General features: G+C 50.9%; 13 protein-coding genes. All 13 read right to left on the minus strand.

What is annotated here, in order from left to right; translation table 11 throughout:
- Window positions 1-7: 7 nt before the first annotated feature.
- The 13 genes from P0M28_RS10895 to P0M28_RS10955 all read right to left on the minus strand — a co-directional run bounded on the left by P0M28_RS10895 (window position 8) and on the right by P0M28_RS10955 (window position 22,948).
- A complete protein-coding gene (locus P0M28_RS10895; RefSeq protein WP_302209932.1) occupies window positions 8-1,132 on the minus strand; it encodes a glycoside hydrolase family 130 protein in 1,125 nt (374 codons plus the stop codon).
- 74 nt (window positions 1,133-1,206) lie between these two features.
- Entirely contained in the window at window positions 1,207-2,136 is a 930-nt protein-coding gene (locus tag P0M28_RS10900; protein WP_302209933.1) for a nucleoside hydrolase, read from the minus strand.
- Window positions 2,137-2,139: 3 nt separating this feature from the next.
- Complete coding sequence (locus P0M28_RS10905; RefSeq protein WP_302209934.1) at window positions 2,140-3,774, minus strand: alkaline phosphatase D family protein; 1,635 nt, start codon at window positions 3,772-3,774, stop codon at window positions 2,140-2,142.
- Window positions 3,775-3,852: 78 nt separating this feature from the next.
- Window positions 3,853-4,965, minus strand: a complete 1,113-nt coding sequence (locus P0M28_RS10910; protein ID WP_302209935.1) for a WD40 repeat domain-containing protein — start codon at window positions 4,963-4,965, stop codon at window positions 3,853-3,855.
- Window positions 4,966-5,010: 45 nt separating this feature from the next.
- Window positions 5,011-6,480, minus strand: a complete 1,470-nt coding sequence (locus P0M28_RS10915) for an arylsulfatase (RefSeq protein WP_302209936.1) — start codon at window positions 6,478-6,480, stop codon at window positions 5,011-5,013.
- 62 nt (window positions 6,481-6,542) lie between these two features.
- Window positions 6,543-8,309: an alpha-L-arabinofuranosidase family protein gene (locus P0M28_RS10920; RefSeq protein WP_302209937.1), complete on the minus strand. Its 1,767-nt coding sequence runs from the start codon at window positions 8,307-8,309 to the stop codon at window positions 6,543-6,545.
- 101 nt (window positions 8,310-8,410) lie between these two features.
- Window positions 8,411-12,325: a golvesin C-terminal-like domain-containing protein gene (locus tag P0M28_RS10925; protein ID WP_302209938.1), complete on the minus strand. Its 3,915-nt coding sequence runs from the start codon at window positions 12,323-12,325 to the stop codon at window positions 8,411-8,413.
- 212 nt (window positions 12,326-12,537) lie between these two features.
- Entirely contained in the window at window positions 12,538-14,046 is a 1,509-nt protein-coding gene (locus tag P0M28_RS10930) for a RagB/SusD family nutrient uptake outer membrane protein (RefSeq protein WP_302209939.1), read from the minus strand.
- An 18-nt stretch (window positions 14,047-14,064) separates the two neighbouring features.
- Window positions 14,065-17,346, minus strand: a complete 3,282-nt coding sequence (locus P0M28_RS10935) for a SusC/RagA family TonB-linked outer membrane protein (RefSeq protein WP_302209940.1) — start codon at window positions 17,344-17,346, stop codon at window positions 14,065-14,067.
- A 12-nt stretch (window positions 17,347-17,358) separates the two neighbouring features.
- Window positions 17,359-18,942: a sodium:solute symporter family transporter gene (locus P0M28_RS10940; RefSeq protein ID WP_302209941.1), complete on the minus strand. Its 1,584-nt coding sequence runs from the start codon at window positions 18,940-18,942 to the stop codon at window positions 17,359-17,361.
- Window positions 18,943-18,972: 30 nt separating this feature from the next.
- On the minus strand, window positions 18,973-20,145 hold the full coding sequence (locus P0M28_RS10945; RefSeq protein ID WP_302209942.1) for a mandelate racemase/muconate lactonizing enzyme family protein: 1,173 nt from the start codon (window positions 20,143-20,145) through the stop codon (window positions 18,973-18,975).
- Window positions 20,142-21,113, minus strand: coding sequence for an aldo/keto reductase (locus tag P0M28_RS10950; protein WP_302209943.1), 972 nt, complete (start codon window positions 21,111-21,113; stop codon window positions 20,142-20,144). Before P0M28_RS10950 ends, P0M28_RS10945 begins: the two co-directional genes overlap by 4 nt.
- A gap of 23 nt (window positions 21,114-21,136) precedes the next feature.
- Window positions 21,137-22,948: a right-handed parallel beta-helix repeat-containing protein gene (locus tag P0M28_RS10955; protein WP_302209944.1), complete on the minus strand. Its 1,812-nt coding sequence runs from the start codon at window positions 22,946-22,948 to the stop codon at window positions 21,137-21,139.
- Between the last annotated feature and the right edge of the window lie 65 nt (window positions 22,949-23,013).

A 23,013-nucleotide genomic window follows, 5' to 3' on the forward strand; every position in this document is an offset into this window, starting at 1 on the left:
GCAGTCGTCAGTCTTCGGCAATCGCTACGGCGATAAATGAATCAGCCGTGCCGTAGTAGGCCAGCCACCGCCCCCGGAAGTAGACCAAGCCCTCGACAAACGTCACATTAGGAATTTGCCCGCGCAGTTCGTACGGACGATCCGGTTTAATGCTGGGTTGTTCAGCCCGGTCGATTAGCTTAGCAGGGTCGTTTTTATCGAACAGCGCCTGTACACCACACCAGCCATTGCCGAAGTTGGGGCCAGCCGGAGTAGGAACCCGATCTTCCTCCGGCAACGGATTATAGATGCCGTTATAAAATACCACGATACCATCGTCAGTATACACAGCGGCCGGGCCGGCCTCTACGGCCAGATTATCGACCTCCGCGTACTGAGGATCAGGGCGCGGACCCAAGGCTACAATATCGTTGCCTTTCTCATCTTTGGCCCGATCCCAGTGGATCAAATCGTCGGAAATAGCCAGCCGCAAGGTGCCGACTCCCCAGTACATCCAGTACTTCCCATTGATCTTTTTGGCCACTAACCGGTTACCAATGCGTTCGCTCACAATCATTCCGGCTTTTAAGCCTCCTTCGGCCGGAAACACCTGCCCAATGTCCGCAATCACCCCATGCTTTTCCCAGTCTAATAGGTTCCGAGAAGAGGCAAGCGCGAGATAAATAGCATCGCCTGAATACGCGGTATAAGTCATGTAATAGGTCCCGTTCGGTCCCTCTACGATCCGTGGGTCTTCGCAGCCCCCTTCCCACTCTTTCACTTTTAAGGAATCGTTATCCGGGTATAAGACCGGGGTGCCATGCCGTTTAAAATTGATACCGTCATCACTCACTGCCAGTCCTAGCCGGGATGTGCCTTTGTATTTACCCTCATAATCTTCCGCACGGTAAAGCAAGTATACCTTGTCATTTCTTACCACCGCACAGGGGTTAAAAACATCCTTGGCTTCCCAGCGAATGACCTGCTCACGAACCGGGCAATAAAACTGGGTTGTAGAATCTTTTCCTAAGATAGGGTTGGCCTTATCGGCCTTGATGAACGAACCCAACATCCAATCTTTTTCTTTTTGCTGGGCACCTGCTAAATGAGCCGTAAAAAGTGTTAGCAAGAGTAGTTTTTGTGAAATTTTCATCTTCTAATTTTTTTGCTCTATCATCTCACGTTCATTCAATGCTTGGTCTGAGTTCTAAAAAGAGCGGTAGAGCACTAGTGCTTTCCGTAGCTTTGCTCATACAGAGCAAAGGCTTGAAAAAAATCCTTCTTGATTAGCTCCACATTCACCGGCTTATAAAATTTTATAGTACGGTTTCCATTCTCCTTGGACATTTTCACGCTCACCGGTTCGAACTTTTCTGGCATCAGGTAAGCAGCTACTATCGCCAAATCCCATAGTGTACTATTCTCTGACCCCAAACCTTTGTGATCTTTCCATCGCTTGATAAGAAGTTCAGCAAGACCCGAGGCACCAAACGCACCTTCTACCTCTTTTAGGTTAAACCTCAGCGGCTGGGCCGAACTATGAGGCATGATGTGCATATCCACCTCTGAATTAAGCATCACATCTACCGCCTGAATATCCATAACAGCGTTGAAATCGTTCTTTTTGAAAACATCATTTTCAAAGTCGTAAACCGTACCCAGCCAGTAGACCCTAAGCCTAGAAGCAATTTGTGGATCAATGAAAACTGCTGAGGCAACATTGGTAAGTGCACCTAATACCATAATATCTAGTTTCTCCTCTTCGTCCAGCTTTTTCGCTTCCTGAAGAATATGATGCGTTGCTTGCGAATGTTGAGCCTTGTATCCCCAATCAAACATTCTCTCCTCTGCTCCCCGAAGGAACTTTACTTGACTTTCCTTTTGCGCAGCGCGTATCAGTTTGATATTCCATCGGTAACTTTCCTCCATAGATCGCTCCACTGCCCAGTGACTCGCTTGCCACTGGGTAGCGTTAAGTGCCAAGATTTCCAGAGAAGGATCAATGAGTAACCTAGTCACAGCATAAAAATCATCCACCTCGTTGCCGGTGTCAGCGTCTATGATGAGCTTCCTTTTTTCTTGCGCTACCAGGTTAGTACAACCATAGAAAATGAGGATTAACGCTAGTAGTATGCTACCTATCCGTTGTTTCATCATCTATTAAAGTTTTATAGTGATCGGCCAGCCGGGAAACTGCTTTGCCTCTGGTTGGGTCACATCTTCTGACCTGGGCCAGCACTCAAACGTCACTTCACGAGAGGCGGTATGAAAGCGGATCAGGCCAAAACCTGCCCCAAAATCGCTGGTTGTTGGGTTCGCATACGCATGCATGGTTATCTTATTGTGAAAGCCATCCCGGTAATCACCCGTCCAAGGCAGTTCGTTTTGAATGGGGGTGCCCCCGCCCGGCTGTTCATCTTCCGGCCACCACCAGCGGCTGTAGTAATTGTTGAAAATAGCAGGCACGATAAACGCCCAGGGGCCATCCCGAAATTCATCCGTACCGTGCTGTACGACGGTCGCTAAGTGCTGATCGCCGGCGATATGCACGGCATTGGCTTTTTTGATTTTCTCCAGTGCCTGGTTACGCCCTGTCTGCGGCCAACCGTTTGAATCCAGGTCAGCGTGCAGCCTATTGGTAGAATCGCCGTGAACGTGCGCCCCTCCGCAGAAACCGGTTTGTGATAGCACTGCTTTCACGGCTACTCCATTTTTGGTTTGAGTAGCCCACTTATCCAGAAAATTTAGCTGCCGATCGCCTAACAGTTTTAAACCGGGCAGATCTATTGAAGCCGGGTCGTAGTCAGGATTTCGTATATGATCAGGTCTGGGGCCTTGCTGCGGAATTTTACCGTTTGGCCCGGATTTGAATTTACGATCTTCCACGATGGCAAAATCGACCGACCCAAGTTGATAGCTCGTAAAATACACTCCTATGCCTTGAGCAATAGTATCCGGATCTACCGGATCAGGGAGGTGGGCGGTCTGGCACCTTTCTACCATTTTAACATACGCAGGGTGAAAAAAGTATCCTCCGTTGTGCCCAGCGGTGGTAGTCGCTTTCTTACCCCCTTCACCCCAAAGGTTGGCTTGTCCTATATCGTGGTCATCCGGTATAGAGATCATCGGTCGGTGCCGAAAGGTTTCCCTAAACTGCACGCCAAAAAGTAGCCAACCAGCCGTATGTTCTTTATGATAATAGGATTGGTCTCCGGCAAAGAAAATGATGTCTGGATCCAAGACATTGATGTTTTTTGTGTAGTTGAAGCGGTCTTTAGCGCCAAAGCTAGAGTTGCACGAAAGTGCTGCCATCGTTACTTCCGTACCTGGTTGAGGCAGTGTCCGGATAGTTCCTTCGTAGATGGCGCCCAACTCGTGACTTAATCGGTAAGGAATATTTTCAGCTTCATTCCAATTTTCTACCCTAAACAGTACTGACCAGCCTAGTTCATTTACTGGCTGGTGCTGCAGTTCGGCCCATTCGCCATTTCGCTTGACTGAGAGCGTTACTTCTCTCGACTCTTCCGGGTAAAGCGGAAACAACTGGGCAGAGAGCTTGAGAACGTTATTCGCTACGGTGTACGCCCCAAAAGCAATGACCGAATCGCGGCAGACTTTTACATCAATGATCTCGCCTTTGGCCCGATTCCACCAATCATTGGTACATAAGGTGTCTAATTGAGTGAAGGGGGCTTTCACATAAGCCAATTTCTTATCCGACTTATCTTGGGCACCAAGCGTGCAAGCCCATAAGGCAGAAAGAAGCAAAGAGAGCGCAGTAAGGGGTATCTTCATGAATGAATGCTTAGTTCGTTATACCAGTCCTATTTTCTTTTCCTATTTTTTTGCTACTTACAGAAGCGACCATTAGCGCTAGTTCTTATTCTTCTGCTCCTGGATGACTTCAATGTGTCTTCTGGTATTTAGATCGGACTCTTCGCCCATCCATACCCAAAGTTTGATAAGTCCATTTTGATGGGCACTGCACAGGAAGCTACCATCCGCATTAAAATCTATGTATTCTGCGTTGTCACCGGCCCAGACCTTGTGGGCTATCGGAATATTGTCATTCCGGTGCTTGAGTACTTCAGCTACCCTATACACATAGATGTAAGGGTCGTGGCCCGCATGAGCAATGTACTTTCCGTTGGGGTGCCAAGCGATGGACTCTATCTTCTTCCCGGTGTGGTTAAATCTTTTTACTAGCTTTCCTTCTTTCCAGTCCCAGATAAAGACATTGCCCCGTATCTCACGCTCGGTTCCGGCGGCCTCGGTCCCTACGGCTATCACCTGCTTCGCATCCGGCGAAAACATGCCGCTCGTAAAAATGGTGGGAACTTCAGGCTTGACCTCCCACTCTAGCTGCCAATCATCCGTTCCGTACACGGCCACTTTGTTGTGCCCTACTGCGACCAACCATGCATCATCGCCTGAAAAGAACAGCTCATTCACCGTACCTCCGAAGTTGAAGGCTTGTATCTCTTTGCCCTCCTCTGCATTGAAGACCCGGATCATACCCTTTCCGTCGGCTGATTGCTCTTCTCCGGTCACCAACCAGCTTTTACGATTGGCCCAAATAAGCCCATCTATACCGCTGGTATGCTCGTATTCCCTGACTACTTCTCCTGTTTGTGCATCATACACGGTAGCCAGATAGTCTTCGGAGGCCGCGGCCACGTATTTGCTATCGTAAGACCATCCGACCCGCTCGATTTCTGCCCCTGCTTTTTGCTTCCATAGCTTAGTCCCGTCAGCGGTTTGCCAGACGACGACGGAATAGTCGAATTTGGTGCCGCTTACTATATACTCACCATCCGGTGAAAATTCTACACTTTCTACTGATCCCCTTTCGCCCATGACATCGGCCACCCGAGACCAAACCGGCTCGAGCCTAAGCTGGAAGTTGAGGTACGAATCTTGGGCATGAGTAGAAAACCCTACTATCAACCCGAGTACAGACAGCAGTGGTGTTGTGAGCTTATTCATATTTTGTTGGTGAAATTAGATACTGTCATTGGGGCTATGCATCGTTTATTTTTGGGTGTCTGAAGTCATTCGCTCCGATTGCGTTAGCGGAAAATCGGCCGAAGGGGTCCGGGCTTTGGTGACAATGGCTTCCATCTGCTCGACTACCTCAGGGTGTTCCGCCGCTACATTCTTACTCTCACCAAGATCGTTGCTCAAATCATAGAGCTCAAACGACGCATCAGGCTGAGCGAAGTAATTGTACTTCACTGCCTTCCAGTCGCCCTGCCGAATAGCTACCCGTCCGTCCATTTCGGCGAACTCCCAGTAGAGGTAATCGTGCTGAAGCGGCTCCTCTTCTCCGATGAGCGTGGGAAGCAGAGAGATACCATCACGAGGGGGCATTGAGGACACGCCGGCCACATCACCGAGCGTCGGAAAGAGGTCCCAAGAGGCGGATACTTGGTCAGTGACCTGCCCCGCAGTAATTGTACCCGGCCAGTAGGCAATAAACGGTACGCGAATGCCCCCCTCGTACAGGTCCCGCTTGCCACCGCGCAGCGGGCCATTGCTATCAAACATCGTGAAGAACTCCGCCGTCTCTGGACCGTTGTCGCTGGTGAAAATGATCAGGGTATTGTCTTCTTGTCCTGCTTTCCGCACTTGGTCCACAATACGCCCTACGTCTCGATCCAGGCGAGTGATCATGGCCGCGTAGGCCTTTTGGGTCGGCGTCCACGGTTTGTCGGCATACTCACCAAAATCAGGCACTTCCCACTTTTCGCCCTCGGGAGCTTCGCCGTTGTTATGCGGTATGGTGTAGGGAAGGTACAAAAAGAAGGGAGCGGCTTGGCCGTCCGCAATAAAACGCAGGGCTTCGGTAGTGAACAAGTCATGGGAGTAGTCGACTTGTTTCGTCGAGTAGCTTCCCAACCCCTTGTGCCAGCCGCTGCTGTCCCGGTAGTGTACTTCGTTGTTCAGCGGTTCCCTTTTGCCATTGCGAAGCAAGTACTCAGGATAATAGTTATGGGCCAAAATCTGATTGAGGTACCCGTAGTACAAGTCAAACCCTTGGCGGTTGGGTTCGCCGGAAGTGCCTTCCATGCCCAGCCCCCACTTGCCGATCATCGCGGTACGGTAGCCTGCTGACTTCAGCAGCTCCGCCAGAGTAAGAACAGAGTCAGCCATGGGGTAATCCTTTCCGCTACCATTGCCCCGGATGGGCGTGTGCCCGGTATGCTGCCCCGTCATGAGCACGCTGCGCGAAGGGGCACATACGGCACTACCAGCGTAATGCTGCGTGAAGCGTATCCCTTGCTGCGCCATTCGGTCGAGGTGCGGGGTGCTGATCAGCTTTTGTCCGTAGCTACCAATATCCCCGTAGCCCAGATCATCGGCCAGTATCAGGATGATATTAGGACGTGCTTCTTCGGTTGCCGGGGCTTTTCCACCGGCACTGCATCCAAAACTCAATACGCTCAGCCAAAGCCCAATCAGGCTTATTAGTTTATAAGACTGTTCCTGTGGAGAGTTCATACAATTCATCGCATAAAAATGAGAAAAAGCCTCTCGCACGAACAGGAGAGGCTATATTCAATCTATCGTTTAATGATTAGGCGCTCGGTGAAGGTCTGTGTGCCTATCGTACCGTGCAGAATATATACCCCATCATTAAGTTGACTGGTGGATATAACCAGCTTATCCCCTGCCACGGTCTGGTAGTGCACTTTCGTAATTCTTCCGCTCAGGTCGGTCAGGTAAAGATTCTGTACTTGAGCAGCATTCTTGACCTGAAGCTGCACTTGGTCGCTGGCCGGGTTGGCAAATAGTTCTACTGAAGGTGCTTCTGATACTTCGTTAATAGGCTTATCTACTTCGGCAGACTGTCGGGCGTTTATCGCTCGGAAGCGAAGTACGGTGATAGAAGCCCGGGGCAGCGTAAGACTTACCTGATTGTTATTCAACCATATATCCCCGGTATTGCGCCAGGTGTGATCAATGGCGTAGGGGCCTCTACCCGCTGGCGTATCTTTACCCTGGTAGACCCACCGCTCACCCGATAGGCGACCGCTGTAGTTCGCCATATTGACCTTCACCGACTGGTTGCCGCTCTTCTTATTGAGTAAGTAGACCGTTAATGCTTTGGTGGACGGAGTATAGCTAGCGTAGGCTCGGACAAAGCCGTTCACTCGTTGTACGTCCAGCATTTTAGCCCCTAAAAACTGATTAAATACCTGCACTATCCTTCCCTGATTCAGAATTTTCCATTTGTTATTTTTGTCGAAGGCATCGGCATCGTCGACGGTTCCTCGGTTGCCCCAGGGGTTGGTGGTTACCCAAAAGTGGGTATACAGCACCCGGTCGTCGTAGGAAAACATATTGGCGATTTGCTCGAAGGTGTACAGCGATTTGTAGATTTCATTTCTCTGGTTAACCCACATCGGATTCGGCGCGAAACTGCTGTGCTCAGTCACCATCACCTTGAGACGCTGCCGATTATTTCCTTTGGCATACTGATTGATGCTCTGAATGGCTTTTTCAGTGCTACTGATGTACTTCCATCGGTTGGTACTGTATTCACCGAAGTTAGTGATCGAGTCTGAAGTATGATACTGATGTGCTACCAGAAAGTCAGTTTCAGAGACGGCACCCTCAATCACAGCTCGGTACCAAGTAGGATCATTGGTGATTCCTGCCCCTACTTTAATGCTACCATCAACACTCTTCATGGCTTTTGAGAATTCTTTTAGCAACGCGACGTACTCATCCATATCAAAGTTCTCGCTTCTTCCACCACTATTTTGGCTATGATCTAATTCCACTTCATTACCAATCTCCCAATACTTCACCTTATAGTTTCTACTTTTTGCATACTTCACCCACTCAACAGCGTTTTGCTTGAGCTGCTCCCTGGTAATATTTGACCCGGCGAGCTTAAACCCCCGGACGCTAACCATCACCACAGGTTCAGTATTCGTTGCATCACATAGATCCATGAACTCGTCGAAGTCCATCGTATTTTTATAGGTAAGGTCAGGGTTAATATCTCCCCCCGCCCCGGAATTACGCGTGCAGGCCACTGGCTCCAGGCCTTGATTGATCGTTTTATACTTGGCCGGATTGTGGAAAAGATAATTTTCGGCCAGCCCCCCCATCGGAAACCGCAGGGTTTTGGCCCTGGTCGTTTTCAGGGAATTTTGGATATTGATATTATCGGTCAGGAAGGAGGTACAATAGCCGGCCCCTTTGCTACCAATATTCGTTTTTACGCGCGAAACATCCACCGTAATAGTAGGTTGTTGCGCGTACAGCAGGGTACTGATTAACAGTAGCCCACTCATTAAAAGGTATTGTGTGGTTTTCATAAGTATATTGGTTTAAGACAGATCAAAAAAGTGATGCACTCGCCGACCAAAAGTCAGACGACGAGTACGTCATCATTGTGTTTAGCCGGTTCTAACTCCGGTTATTTTTGGATAAGCACTCGCTTTACAAAAGATCGGCTACCGACCTCGCCGTAGAGGAGGTACACCCCAGCGTTGAGCCGGGAAACTGGTACAGAAATTAAATTGCCCTCAGTCGATACATTCTTTACCCGGAATACCCGCCCGCTCAAATCAGTCAAGCGTACATTTTGAACTTCCTGTACCTCGCCTTCCAATTTTATCCGCAACCAATCAGTGGCCGGATTAGCAAAGAGTGTCACATCCGGTTCGGTCAGTTTCTCAGATACAGTATGCTGGCGAGCATTGCTATTGGGTGAACATGGGGCACCCCCGGAAGCTTTAGTCCGGCTCCGGGTTTTTCCTTCTTCGTTCTTCCAGAAAATTTTGGTCGTATTCGCCCCGCCTACCGTAGCGGTAGTGAAGAAGGAATCGCCCGCTGGGGCTTCTACCGTATCGGCCTGGTTTGTGCGATACACTTGCCAAATAACAGTCACCGAAAAGTTATTCGGGTTAAGGATACGCCACCGTCGCTCAGTCGTTGGGTCGTCGCTGCACACCGAGGTCAGGTTCAAATCCAGCACCTCCTGGGGCTCACTGGGGCCTTCGTAGGTCAGACGAACGGCATCAGCAACCACATCACCCGAGGTATTAGCGTTAGAAATGACTACCTGCGCCCCGCTAGCCTCCGTGAAATCGTACTGCCCCAAGAACACCCATCTACTGCGGTTTCTGGTATCTGTTTGATCAACAATCACTGTATCGGTTCCTCGTGCTGAAGTAATAATGTAGGGTACGCTTTTCGCCCGGCTGCTGGTCGCCGTCCAACGGCCGTATACATCGTAAGCTCCCTCAACGGGAATGGGGGTGGTATACGTCACTGACTTTTCTCCCTTGAGTTCATTACGATCAATGACGAAGTTCGAGCCAATATACGTCCCACCGAAGGCCGAATTACGGGGTGCCCAGAAACCGGCCAACTGCACCCGGTCTGCGTCGGTGTTATCTACGACGATTTCTGTATTGTTTACCGTGGCCGAAGTAGTAGACGACTCCCCAAAGGCATTGGTAGCTTTGATGCGATAGGTATACTGCTGATTGAATACCAGGGTCGTGTCGGTGTAGAGCAGCGTATTGGCTTCAATAGTATCAATCACCGAAAACGCATCGCCGTTGGTGCTTCGCTCAAGGACGAAGTTTTCCTCGTTGCTGGCGTTGTCAAACCACTCGAGAGTCACTCGGGTGAAGTTACCCAAGGTAGCTTTAAACCCTGACGGACGAACCGGAGGATCAGCCACTACGTATTCCCACTTGATTGCGTCAGCAATGGTAATACCATCGGTGCCTTCATTCAGAATTTCTACCTGGCTGCCGCCGCCGGCTTCCAGGGCGTAGGTACCCAATGGTACCCATTGCCCCCCGTTCTGCCGTTGGTCAACGGTCACCGTATCAGTTTCGCTACCTGTATTTACTACGTAACGGACGTTACTGGCACGCTGTCCATTGGCAATCCATCGTCCGTAAACATTGTACGTACCCGCCGTAGCGATACGGGGTGAGTAACTGACCTGACCGGGATCACTCGAGGTATTGACCAAGTAATTGGCTCCAATGAACGACTGCCCAGCGGGTGCAAAGGTACGCGGCCCCCATTGCCCCTGGGCTGATGCCTCAGCGTCGGTATTGTCGATAATAATGTCACTGACCTCGGTATTTGTGGTATCAGTTTGCAACACCCGCACCCCGTAAGAAGCGTCGCCAACAAACACTCTACCGTACTGCTGCTGGTCGCCCACCAGCACGCGCACCCATTGGCCAGGCCTGTCTATCGGAGTAGCCAGCTCCCAGGTGGCACCCAGGTCCTTTGATTTCCAGATGCCCCATAGACCATCGGCGGCCCGGCTGGCGTACACGTAGGCAGTGGGCACCGAAGACCCCGGAGCCGCTTTGCCGAAGGTGACTGCGGTAGGATTCAGCCGTCGGAAGAACGTGATTTCTTCAAACGAGTCGGTTTTATTGGTGCCGGTTCCGTTGGCGCGCCAGATACCCGCCGAGCCCAGGGCAAGCCAGACTTCCTCTTCCAAACCAGGAGCTACCGTAATCCGCACTCCTCCGCCAACCCCCGAATGAAACCCACCCTGGATAAAGCCTCGCGCCGGAAGCCCGGCGGTTGCTACCCTATTGAAGGTGGCTCCACCGTCAGCACTTCGGTAAAATTTACCGTTGAGATCATAGAGGTAAAATTTGTTACCATTGACCCGATCAGATTTGATCAGTTCATCAAATTCATACTCAATGTTACGTTCTAGTCCCCGATCCAGGCTATCCAAGTTGCTGGGAGTTTGCCAGGTAGTCCCACCATCTTTGGTGTAGCGCACGTGTTTTTTGATCAGCGTGACCACATTGTCCGGGTCAGTAGCTGAGACAGCTATCTTGGGCCCTCCGGCACCATCCTTCTTCAGTTTGCTCTTCCATACTGTTCCGGTGCTTGGGTTAGAGACGTAGTTGACCACGTCCCCCGCGTCGTCTGATCGGAAGACCAGAGGTTCATCACCCGGCTTTTTGTTGGCAATGAACCATACTATATCGGGGTTGGCTTCGCTGTAGTCGATACCGGCGAAGTTCGGAGTAAAGAATCCGGCTTCCAGATCTTCCAGCGGAATGTTGGCTTGCCGCTCAGGATACTGGGTGATATCGTTGTGCACAAAGCCCCGGACATCGGCCATACCAGAGATGTAGGGCGCACGGTCACCCGGTAGCGAGGTGCCCGTAATATTGATCGTCATCTCATTGCCCCGGTAAAGCGCATCCCAGGTGGTAACCGGGGCCCAAACGTCGTTGGTTTGCCAAGGCATATAGTTGGAGCACACATAGGCTTTGTTGTTCGCCCCTTCCGATTGATCATCGATATACAAGGCAAAAGTAGTGACCTGCCCGGGCCGGTACCGCTCAGATGACCACTGCGCAATGTCGCCTACCTGGTACGGTATAATTTCCCAGGTCTCACCTCGGTCTTGGCTTCGGTGCATGTTGCCATCGGTGAAACAGATCAGTCGGGTGTCATCGCGGGGATCAGTCGCTACGGTAGTCACTTCGGTAGTGTCAACCGGCGACACATCTAACCAATCTTGACCATCCCAACGGGCCAATCCTTTTTCGTGTGCTGCGTAGAGATCCCCGTTTTGCGAAATGCGAAGCCAACGGATGTAGGTGCCACCCCCCGGCAAGGTGTCTTGCCACTGGCTGAAAGAGTTACCGCCATCCGTACTGCGGTACAGCCCTTCGTTTCTTACGCTGACGTACACAAATTTAGCCCGGGCGTTTTCGGTACCCGCATCAATCTGCTCGCGGGTGTTGTCTACTACAATACTACGGCTACCGTTGGCCGGGAGCTGATCGGTGCTGATAGTGTTCCAGTCGCGCCCGCCATTGCGGGTATAGAACAGTCCTTGATCCTGAGACCCGTAGTATACTACTTCACCGTTAAACGGATCGACCACCAATGCCTCACCGTAGTTACGGTCGCTTCGATCGACCTTTCCGCCATTAGGAAAGATGCGTAGGTTTAGTACCTGATCCCAGGTGTCTCCCTGGTTAGTCGATTTGTAAATTCCTTTGGATAGCGCTGAATACAAAATGTTATCATCGGTGGGGTGCACTCCTAGTCCGGCGCATCCTTCCATCCGTTCGCCGTACTCCGGGCCGAAGTTTTCCGTCAAACGCGTCCATTCGGTATCACTTGCCCGCTTCTTGTACATGCCCGCCACGTCGGTACGCAGATAGATCATGTCGGAGGTAGGGCTCCCGATGAAACCCACAGTGCGGCCTCCACCGCCAATGGGCACATTGCTCCACTGGGCATCTTCTTGACTCCAGGCCGGACAAACCCCGGCCAAGAAGAGAAGAGTAAGACTAAATAACTTTACAGGTTGATTCATATCAAGTCAGTTTTAAAGTTGAGAATTCAGGTTGAACACATAGCGAAATCACCCCGTTTGCGGTAGTTTTTTGACATAGTTTTCCCGTTTTGCTAAAGTCAATTAGCCAGGGAATAGAAAGCGACAGGTATTAATGGTAGAGCGACTTATTAGCTCCCGAACGAAGCTTAAAAAGGGAGGCAATCTATTAAAGCCGACTACCTCCCAGTGATTTATCCACCCGCAATAGCCGGGTTACGTACTAGTTCAACGCGAGGCAGATCGCGCACTAGCGAAGGATCGCTGTAAGGAATTGCTTGGGTACCCGCCCGGTCACCAGGAGGCACCGCCTGTTGGGTAGCTTGTAGATAAAACAATCGTCGTCCCTCAAATCCCAGTTCCTTAAACCACTCAGTCGATATATCCGCTTCGGTAGCGATCGCTAACGGGGGTAATCCGGCGCGGGTGCGGGTCACGTTTAGGTCTTCAGCCGCTCCGGAAGCATCGCCATTTGCCAACCGCATTGCCGCTCGCATCAGATACAGCTCAGGAGAACGAAATACCACAAAATTAGCCGTACGATCGGTGAATTTAGCACACCAGACGTTGTACGGGTCTTCATCCTCTTCCGCCGAAAATGCGGGGTCTTCGCCCGCTTCGTAGCGACGAAACCAGTCATTGTAGCGTTCGTCCTGCTGGGCCACGGTAGAGTCGTTCCAACCGATCTGCTCCAGTGTGGTTTTACTCACGGCAATACCCCGATCGCGATTACCCGTAAAGTTACTGTACATTCGCTCCAAACGGGGGGTTCGCCAGCCATTGCGGAAGTAGTAAGCAGCGTACCAGACCGTCTCGGAGGCTTTTTGGTTCAACCCTTTAGGCAGAAAAATCTGCTGTAAACTGTCACTTTGCACCAACGGGTAACGTTGCGTATTGATGATTGCATCAATTTGCTCTAAGGCTCCACCGTCGCCATTCTGTCCCGCGTTCCAGAATTCATTCCCCATCAGAAAGTAGGTCTTCGCCAGCAGGAAACGGGCGGCATCCCGCTTCGCCCGGTCTTGGTAGTCTTCCGGATGCAAATTGGGATCGAATTCTTCAGGGAGTAAATCAATAGCGTTCTTCAGATCGGAGATAATCTGCTCGTAAACCTCCTGATTGGTCGCTAACCCCTGATAGTCAGTTGGGGCTGCGGAAGGTTCCGTTAGTAAAATGATGCTACTTGCTTGCGGGTCAGAACTGTAAGCTGGCGCGAAGGTAGTTGCTAAAAGATAGTGGGCAAAGGCTCGCAGGAAGTAGGCTTCGCCCCGAATGCGTGGCACCCACGACTCAAAGCCGTCAGCTGGTGGCTCGTTCTGCTCGTAAAATTGTAATACCGTGTTTACGTTAAACAGCATGGTGTAGGCACCCGCCCAGGGAAATTCTATAAAGCGAATGTCGTTGATCTCTGGCTGCCGTAAGTAGATCGGAAGCATGTTACGCGCTCCACTCACAATATTAGCGTACTCCTTAAGCTCCACTATATCGGTAGTAACAGTTTGGTAAATCAGTAAATCCATCGGTCCTATGTCACCCGGAGACTTCATGTTGAAGTAGGCCCCCCGGATGAGATCATCCAGGCCGGTATTGTTTTCAAAGGTTTCTGGTGCAGCATTAATGGACGGTTCCGCTTCGTCCAGAAAGTCTTCCCCACTGCAAGCCGTCAGCAAAATCAGGCTGAGGATAAAATATAGATATTTCATGACAAGTTAATTTTTAGATTACAGTTTGATGTTAACTCCTCCCGAGGCAGTAAATACTTGCCAGAAGGGTACGCCTGGGACTACCCCTTGCCCAATGTTCCGCTCCTGGGCGTTGCTTCCAATCAACGTTTCGGGATCTACGGCATCAAAGCGAGAGAAGGTGGCTACGTTGTTGAGATTGATAAACAAGCGCGCTCCTTTCAGGAAGTTCTTCTCAAAGACTTTCTGAGGAAGATTATAAGACAGGTTAATGGTACGAAGCCGAATAAAGTCACCCCGCTCGAGCCACTGGGTGCTACGATCAGACAAGTTTTGAGCCGGTTGGTCGGGATCAATGGGATTGTTTTCCCGATTATCCCAGGTCAATACCGGATAGTCTGCGTTGGGGTTATCGGGTGTCCAGGTGTTCCCTACCACGTCGGCCCGTAGATTTCTTTGTCCAAGACCGACCCGACGTAAGCCAATGTTATCGTAGATGTAGTTACCACCTTGAAAGGTGAAAAGTACATTTAGGGATAGTCCCTTGTAGGTAAACGTATTATCTAATCCACCGTAGAAGGTAGGCAGACCCGTTTTTCCATACTGAATTACACTGTTCTGGTTATCCGAATTCCCAATATTCCGTACAGTATTCCCGGTAAGCACGTAGGTGCCATCAGCTTCCAGAATATCCTGATCAACCTCCCGTACCAGCACGTTACCGCTATTGTCGTAGCCCGCAAACTCGGGTAAGAAAAACGTTCCTAAGGGCTCACCTTCCTGCACGGTAGTTAGTCCATTAAACGACAATTGCAGCGGGTCACCATCGAAACCGGGGTATAGCTCCAGCACTTTATTCTGATTGGTCGTGAAGTTGAAACCCGTGGTCCAACGGAAGCCCCCAGCGTCAATATTCACTGAGTTGATCTCCAGTTCAATTCCCTGATTTTGCAGTGAGCCTACATTATCCAACGCAGTCGTGTTTATGTTGTTGGTCCCATAGATACCAATGGATGGAGCCACTGGGAAGTCCAGTAGCAAATTAGTAGTTTCGTTGTAGTAGTAGCCAATTGAACCACTAATCCGGTCATCCAATAAGCCGAACTCCAGAGCCACATCATAGGTGTTAGATCTCTCCCACTGAATTCGTCGAGAGCCTAACCTGTTAAGCACATTGGCCCCGGAGCGATTAGGGTAATTAGGCCAGTTGACATAGTTATTAACATACAAGAATGGAGCAATATTAGCGTTACCGGTGACGCCCCAGCCACCGCGAACTTTAAGAAAGCTCAGCAAGCCATCGGTGTTGAAAAAATCCTCGTCAGACACTATCCACCCACCTGATAGCGATGGAAACCAACTAAACCGATCTTCGGGGGTGAACTTGGAGCTACCATCACGTCGTAGCGATGCCTGGAATAGGTAACGATTCTTGAAGGTGTAGTTTACCCGGCCAAACTGCGAGAAAAACCGTGTTTGTGCGTGTAGACCGTGGCTAAGCTCCAGAAGCTGATCAGCATCACGGACAAAATTACCTACCTCAGTAGGATCGAGACTGGCGGCAGCGTCTTCCCAGTCATTGTTCCAAACTTCACTGTCAGAATGAATTAGCTCCAGTCCGAGCAAGGCGGAAAGGCGGTGGTCGGGGCCAAACTCAGTATTGTAGGCAGCAGTTCCCACGAAGTTGAACGTCCAGTCACGTCCATCTCGCCAAGTGAAGCGCGGCACCCCGTCTTCGTAGGGATAATCCAGTAGGAACCGATCCTCCAGGCCAGTATCCTCTTCCCGGAATTCCTGCCCGCGAAGATTACCCGCGATCCAATATTCATCAACACTCGTGCTGTAGTTAGCCCCGCCTTCGCCTCGTAAGGTAAGCCCCTCGATGGGGGTAAGCTCAGCAAATACATTGGCTAGTTGCGTAGTAATTCGCTCTTCGGCTTTAGAGTTAGCCCGGTCATTGGAATACGTAATGTTATTTAATGAGAGGGGATCAAAGGGTTCGCCATTGGCCCAGGTTTCGGGGAAGATCGGCAGAGCCCTATTGTAGAGATTACTGAAAGTGGGCCAGGCTCCGTAGTTAAGGTTCCGATCGTCCAGACTTACGTTCGTTCCGATGACACTGGTGTTGGGGCGAGGCTCATTATCCTCAAAGCTATAGGTATAGCGGATGCCCAGTTTCAGATAATCAGTAGCGTTAAAGTCTAAGTTCACCCGCCCAGTATAGCGCTGAAAACGGGTATTATCGAAGTTTCCGGTCTGATCGCGATACTGTCCTGATATAAAGAAGCTCGTTTTCTCCGTTCCGTTAGAAGCCGAGAATCCGTACTGCTGAAAGCTGCCATCTTGTCTTACTCGGTCTACCCAGTTGTTGTTGGTCTGGTTGTAGATATCCTCAGCCACAAAGCGGTCGAGTTGCCGTTGGTCGAACAAATCCTGCTCTTTACGGAAGCGTTCGGTCAATCCGCTGTTAGCCCGCGCCTGAGCGATGGCGGCGCGCCAATCGTCAGCATTGGCTAGTTCCAGTTCATTGATCGGGCTAGTGTAACCAACCTGATAATCCAAGCTAAACTCAGCTTGCCCGCTTTTGCCTGATTTAGTAGTAATGAGCACTACCCCATTCGCTCCCCGCGAACCGTAGATCGCCGTGGCCGAGGCATCCTTCAGCACCGAAATACTGGCAATGTCATTGGGGTTAAGGTACGTTAACGGACTAGTTCCCCCACTAGCTACCGGAATACCGTCTACAATAAATAGCGGCTCGGAGGAAGTAGTAATCGAACCTACTCCCCGAATAAGAATCCGAGCCGGGGCGTTGGGTTCACCACTGGGCGATACCATTTGTAAGCCGGTGCTAGTTCCCTGTAAGGCCTGGGTAAAACTGGGAGTCGGAACCCGCTCGATCTGCTCGGAACTTACGGTAGAGATGGCACTCACCACGTCACGCTCCTGCTGGGTGCCGTAGCCTACGACTACTATCTCTTGCAAACTCAAAATATCAGGTGCTAAGGCCATGTTAATCACCGTTTGATTGCCGATCACTACCTCTTCACTAGTGTAGCCTACCGACGAAAAAACTAAGGTTTCGGCATCGCTAGGTACGGTGAGGCGGTAGTTACCGCTTACATCGGTGACCGTACCTACTGAGCTTCCTTTGACCAGCACGTTCACACCAGGTAGCCCTTCGTCGTTTTCTAAATCAGTTACCTGTCCGGTAATCGTTTGCTCAGTACCTTGCGCGTAGACAGAGGTAGAGAGCATCAGCAGGAATAAGCTCAGCGGTAGAGCCAATCCCCACAAGCGAGTCAGTACTTTTCTTTTCATTTTGAAGATTGTTTAGTTAAAAATTAAGTATAAAGCAGTCATAATCACCGATAGCCCTCCCCATAGAAGTAGAACTTGAGGCGAGGGGGTATACCGCAATGCTGCGTATGATTGAGCCAGGGTCGGAAAGTTTTTTGTATGGTCGACCGAGGTTAACCACGATACCGCGATAATGAGTATCAGAATGAAAACGAACAGAAAAAACGAAACCAAAAGGAAATGGGGCCAGAAGGTGGCGTTCGGTACGTCCAAGAGCTGAAGCACACCTACGGCCAAACAGACCGTTGAGCCTACCGTTAAGCCAACGTTCGCCGCCGCGACGGTCATCCGCTTCCAAAGAACGCCTAATAAAAAAGTCGCCGCCATGGGTGGAGCCAAGTATCCTAGGATAGCTTGAAATAGGCTAAACAGATCCATGCCTTTGATCCGGTCTAACCCCAGTGTGATTAGTATGGCTACCCCCGCCCCCACGATCACAACCGTTCGGCCAATCGTAACCAACTGTTGCTGGGTAGCATCGGGGCGGAACTGGCGCGCGTAAATATCCATGGTGAATACCGTGCTTAATGAGTTGAGAGCCGAATCAATCGTGCTGACCAGTGCCGCGATAAGCACCGCCATCACCAGCCCCACCATTCCCACTGGCAATAAGCCTGTCACCAGCGTCATATACGCTTCGTTCTCGTCAGGCAAGTCGGGGTACAACAGATAGCAGATAATACCGGGTAGAATAAATAGCGGGACATCTAAAATTTTTAGCCAGCCCGTGAGGTTGGTTCCAAGTTGCCCCTGTTCCAGGCTGCGGGCACCCAGCACCGACTGCACCATGCTTTGATCGGTACACCAAAACCAGATACCCAGTACGGGGTAGCCCAGCACAATGGCAAGCCAGGGATAATCAGGATTATCAGCCGCCAAAAACAAGTGACCAAATTCGGCGGGCACCTCGGTAAGCAATCGCCCCACTCCCCCCAATTGATATATTCCGGCAATGACCAAAATGCTGGATACCACAATCAGCAAGATCATTTGAAATACATTGGTGACAGCAATCGTTTCCAGCCCTCCGGCTACCGCGAAAAAGGTAGCCAGCAACATAAGTATACCGGCTGAGGCCCACAAAGGCCAGTCCAGAATCTGGCTGACCAGTAGCCCTCCGGCGTAGAGCGTCAGGCCGAGCCACGAGATGAGGATAGTAACCAGGGAGTACCAAGCCAGCAGCTCCCGCGTAGTACTGTTAAACCGTTTGCCCATAAACTCGGGCAGCGTACTAACTCCGGCGTTCTTGTAGTGAGGGGCAAACACCAACGCGAGTAGCCCAATGAAGGCGAAGGCCAGCCACGAAAAGTTGCCCGCCACAATACCAGTGGTGTAGCCCACCGCACAAGAAGCAATCAGCATAGAAGGCCCCACATTGGTTCCCCACATAGTAAGCCCAATGCTGTACCACCGCAGCGAGCCTCCCGCCAGAAAATAGTCCCGCCCACTTCCTTTCTTTTTCCGAAAGCTACTGTACGCTCCAATAGCCACCACCAGTAGCAGGTAGGCAGCTACTACGCCAAAGTCAAGCGGCCGCAAATGTTGGTGGATATTCATATCTTCCTTTCGTTCACTAGTAAATGCTAATCATCGCCAAATCTGCTGATCGGCAATGCTATCTTCTTTCTCCAATCGCTCCCAATCAACCTCGGCACCTAAGCCCGGTACCTCCGGTAAAATGAAACAGCCATCTTCTATGGTTGGCTTTATCCGCAGCAGCGAAGCCACAACTCCTACTACTGGTTCTAAATACTCTAATTGAGCCGCTTCCCCTACTGACGCCACGATAGCGGCATTAAGATGGGAGGTGCCCCCAGCGCTGAACATCAAACCGTGCTGTTGGGCTAGTTCCGCAATTGACAGCCATTCGTTCAGGCTACTGATATGTCCGGCAATAGGCTGTAAGTGTTGCACGCCAGCTTCCACCAACGAGGGAAATACCAGGGCTGAACGCTCCGACTCCCCGTAGGAAATGGGCACCGGCGAATGTTCGCACAGATCAGCGATCTCGTGCAGGGCCGCCGAGTGAATCGGCTCTTCCAGCCAAGCGATATTCATGGCTCCCAATTCTCGGCTTACCACCTGCGCTTTCTCGAGGCTCATCGATTGGTTAGCATCCACGGCCAGACGGGTTTCGGAGCGCAGGGCTTCACGCACCAGCGCAATACGCTTCAGGTCTTCCGCTACCGTAGTAGAAAGACCTCCAAATTTCATTTTGATCGTCCGGTAACCATCTGCTTCCCAAGCCCGACATTCGTCTACCAGCTCGCTCACCTCTAAGTTCATTCCTCCGCCACTGGCGTAAGCCTGCACCCGAGATTGGGTGCCGCCCAAGTAGCGAAAGAGCGGCAATTCTTTCCGACGAGCAGCTAAATCATGAAAAATACGGTCGAGGTGACCGAGTGCCAAAGCTGCCCCACCCCGAAAACCTTCGTTGCGAATACTCCAGTAGAGCTGTTGGTACAGGGCTTCGTAGGTACTCGCAGGGGTGTTGAGCAAAAAGGGAACGAATACATCTTTGAGTAGATCCAGTCCGGTAGTAGGAAACTCACATTCGCCCCAGTTGCCATCGTAGTCAGTTAGGCGGACGAAACAAGCCCGGTAATGCGTAAATGGCCCCATCGTAGCATCGTAAAACGGAGGCTGAAGTGGGATCGGGGCTACGCAACGAACCTCAATCGCCGCAATATTAAATTGCTCTCGATGAATAGGAGTCTGCGGAGATTGAACGGCTGCGGTGGCTGGTAATTCGTTATTCATCGTATTTGGTTGGTTAGTTCATTGAATACCGCCTCATCTAGCTTACCTGCCTGACAGTCGGATAGGGTTTGGGTGAGTTGCTGCTGATTTTTAGCCCCCAACACCAGATAATCAACTTCTTCCATAGACAGCAAATAGCGATGAGCCAACGTCGATAGCTTCATGGCTAGCTGCTGGGCTAAGGCCGCCGCGTGTCGGGCGCGACGTAGGTCAGCTTCGGAAATCCACTCGGGTGCCTGCTGTTGATACTTTTCGTACCGATTGCCGAGTAGTCCCATGTGCAGGGCACTGCCTTGGTAGGTAGTTAAGCTGTGTTTTCTAAAAAAAGGAATCGCCTCCTGCATACCGTCTAAGCAGCAGGCATCCAGGTTATTAAAGCTCATCACTACATCGAAGTGGCCCTGCTGAATTGCCGGATAAAAAGTCGCTGGCACGTTTCCGCCCAGACCAATAGCCGCTGCCCATCCTGACTGCCGGACACGCACTAAAAAATCAATTACTTCTGCTACCCGCTCAGTTGGCACTTGGTCGGGTTCGTGCAGAAATAGCAGGTCGATCCGATCAACCCCCAAAGTATCCTGGCTCTGCTTTACACTACGCTCCATCACTTTAGGGTCGTAGTTGTTGGTGCGCTCGTCAGCCCGATCAGCCCGTAGCTTTCCCACTTTAGTACTGACGAACGGAGGTTGGCCTGACCATTGCTTTAGTGCCTGCCCGACAATGCTTTCAGCATCACGATAGGCGGGAGCTGTATCTAATCGGGCGACTCCGTTCTCAAGGGCGTATAGAATAGTATCTATCGATTCCGGCGTATCAATCGCTCCCCACACTCCTCCTAACCCGGCGGTACCTAATACCAACCCAGGCAGTGAGGCCTTCGCCCGATACGTGGGTCGAGCGGTAGCTGCACTTCCGGGCGCGGTAGTATCCGAGGGTTGAGTAGGTATCGTAGTAGTAGGTTTATTCATTTGCAATTCGTCTAATGGCAGTCTTATTGATTAAGTAGATGGCGAAATTCAGGTTCCAGTCCGGCCGTTTCTACAATGTGCTTTCCTTGGCGGTGTCCCTTACGGTGCAGGGCGTACTCCAGCCGCATAATGCCCGATTGATGCAGCTTTAGCCGATCGGCTACCCCTTCTACTACGTTCTCCTGAATGACGAAGGGATTTTCAGCCGAACCGCCACTCTTCTCGTCGCAGTAGATTGCGTACACAATGCGCTGCCAGGGGGCTTGGGCATCGGCAATATCATGCAAATAGTTGCGATAAATCCGGGTACCCGGTTGATAAGAAAGCGTATAAATAGCTGCTCCGTCGTTGAGTAGCTTTACCACGTCACTCACATCGTTGTAGGCGATCAGGTTATTAGCCATTGCGTTGGGTTGATCCGTCCAGCCGAAGCCAACGCTAATGCCGGAATAAGGCAAATTGCGGATAACATTATGCGTGATTTGCGCTCCGTTGGGATAACCTGCGGCAATACCGACGCAACCAAAGTACTCGGTCGCTACCCGTTCAATAAGGTTATTAGCAACGGTATCATTGTAGCAAATTTCAGTCGTGTCAGTAGGATTGTAGGGGATATGAAACTCGACCGAAGGATCTTGAGTGAACTTGGCGAGGGAAACAGCACTTCCGGCAATAGCATGAAACTGGTTGCCTACCACCGAACAAGTGCGGGTGCCGTAGTGCAGATCGAGTCCGGCCGACCCCAGATTTTTGAATTCGTTGCCCCGAAACGCGACCTGATGGGCGTGAGCTACGTACACCGCCGCCGGAGGTCGGTATACGTACTGGTTGTTTTCGGTATCAGCCCGGTAGTTGTGCTGTCCCGTCTGTGCGTTGACGTAACCGTTGGTATTGGCATACGTCCAGTTCGTGTACTGAAACGACAATCCTTCAAAGTGCAAATTGGTAACCGGATTATCCGCCGTGCCCTGCACAACCAGCAGCGTATCCAGCGTTGGGTACATCACCCGTAATTGGTTCATATCAGCCCCTGCGGGCGGTTGATAATACAATATTTCCTGATCAATATCGTGGTACCATTCCTGCTCAGTATCCAACAACTGACGAGCGTTCTCAAAGTAAACCCGGTGTTGAGGGCCGTGCATCGGATAAGGCCGATTAAACAAAATGTCAGTTTCATTTTCGGCAAAGCTGATGCGGGAATATTTGTGAAAACTAAGTCCGTAGGAGCTAAGAGTACGTACCCGCAGGTAGCTTTCGGCCCAGCTCTGAAGCAGCACCATCTCTAAGTGAGGGCTCTTTTCACCTACGTGTTCGTGCTTTCCCTTCAGAATCAGCTCCCGGTCATCGTAGTCCCAACCGGAGCTTTCTAAGTATTGGCTAGCATTGGGGTAGCGGGCACGGATAGCTTTCTGACCGTCGACGTACAACTGACGGAACACCACCGAACTAAGCTGTGCTTGATAGATGCCCAGCTCATCGGATGCTTGCCAGCCGGATACTTCCTTTCCACTATGAATCAGCACCTCACCCTCACCCGCTTTTTGGTAAGTCACTCGCTGAGTGGCTGACCCTCCGTCTTCCGGGCCAAAGCGAAGCGGTTCATTCAGAAAATACTCGCCTGCGCGAATCAACACTTCAATATTCTGCTGGTTGAGCCGAGCCTCCCGTACGGCTTGCTGGACTCGCTTTAACGTGCGAAACGGTGCCTCGTTAGCTCCAGTATTATTATCGCTACCCGTAGGCGACACATAAAAGGCAACTTGCCCCACTGCGAGAGTGGTAATAAGCGTAGCAAGCAGAGCAGTAAAAAGTGTAGTAAAAGGTAGCACCATAGGTTTTGAAAAACTCAATAATCAAAACAACAGAGATGCGAGATGAAATACTCACCCTATTTTAC

It is taken from the genome of Tunicatimonas pelagia (genome assembly GCF_030506325.1).
In the GTDB taxonomy this organism is placed as follows: Bacteria; Bacteroidota; Bacteroidia; order Cytophagales; family Cyclobacteriaceae; genus Tunicatimonas; species Tunicatimonas pelagia.

Bases quoted from the DNA above. Each gene is read 5' to 3' on its own strand.
- P0M28_RS10895 (WP_302209932.1), bottom strand. From the start codon at position 1,132: ATGAAAATTTCACAAAAACTACTCTTGCTAACACTTTTTACGGCTCAT.
- P0M28_RS10900 (WP_302209933.1), bottom strand. From the start codon at position 2,136: ATGATGAAACAACGGATAGGTAGCATACTACTAGCGTTAATCCTCATT.
- P0M28_RS10905 (WP_302209934.1), bottom strand. From the start codon at position 3,774: ATGAAGATACCCCTTACTGCGCTCTCTTTGCTTCTTTCTGCCTTATGG.
- P0M28_RS10910 (WP_302209935.1), bottom strand. From the start codon at position 4,965: ATGAATAAGCTCACAACACCACTGCTGTCTGTACTCGGGTTGATAGTA.
- P0M28_RS10915 (WP_302209936.1), bottom strand. From the start codon at position 6,480: ATGAACTCTCCACAGGAACAGTCTTATAAACTAATAAGCCTGATTGGG.
- P0M28_RS10920 (WP_302209937.1), bottom strand. From the start codon at position 8,309: ATGAAAACCACACAATACCTTTTAATGAGTGGGCTACTGTTAATCAGT.
- P0M28_RS10925 (WP_302209938.1), bottom strand. From the start codon at position 12,325: ATGAATCAACCTGTAAAGTTATTTAGTCTTACTCTTCTCTTCTTGGCC.
- P0M28_RS10930 (WP_302209939.1), bottom strand. From the start codon at position 14,046: ATGAAATATCTATATTTTATCCTCAGCCTGATTTTGCTGACGGCTTGC.
- P0M28_RS10935 (WP_302209940.1), bottom strand. From the start codon at position 17,346: ATGAAAAGAAAAGTACTGACTCGCTTGTGGGGATTGGCTCTACCGCTG.
- P0M28_RS10940 (WP_302209941.1), bottom strand. From the start codon at position 18,942: ATGAATATCCACCAACATTTGCGGCCGCTTGACTTTGGCGTAGTAGCT.
- P0M28_RS10945 (WP_302209942.1), bottom strand. From the start codon at position 20,145: ATGAATAACGAATTACCAGCCACCGCAGCCGTTCAATCTCCGCAGACT.
- P0M28_RS10950 (WP_302209943.1), bottom strand. From the start codon at position 21,113: ATGAATAAACCTACTACTACGATACCTACTCAACCCTCGGATACTACC.
- P0M28_RS10955 (WP_302209944.1), bottom strand. From the start codon at position 22,948: ATGGTGCTACCTTTTACTACACTTTTTACTGCTCTGCTTGCTACGCTT.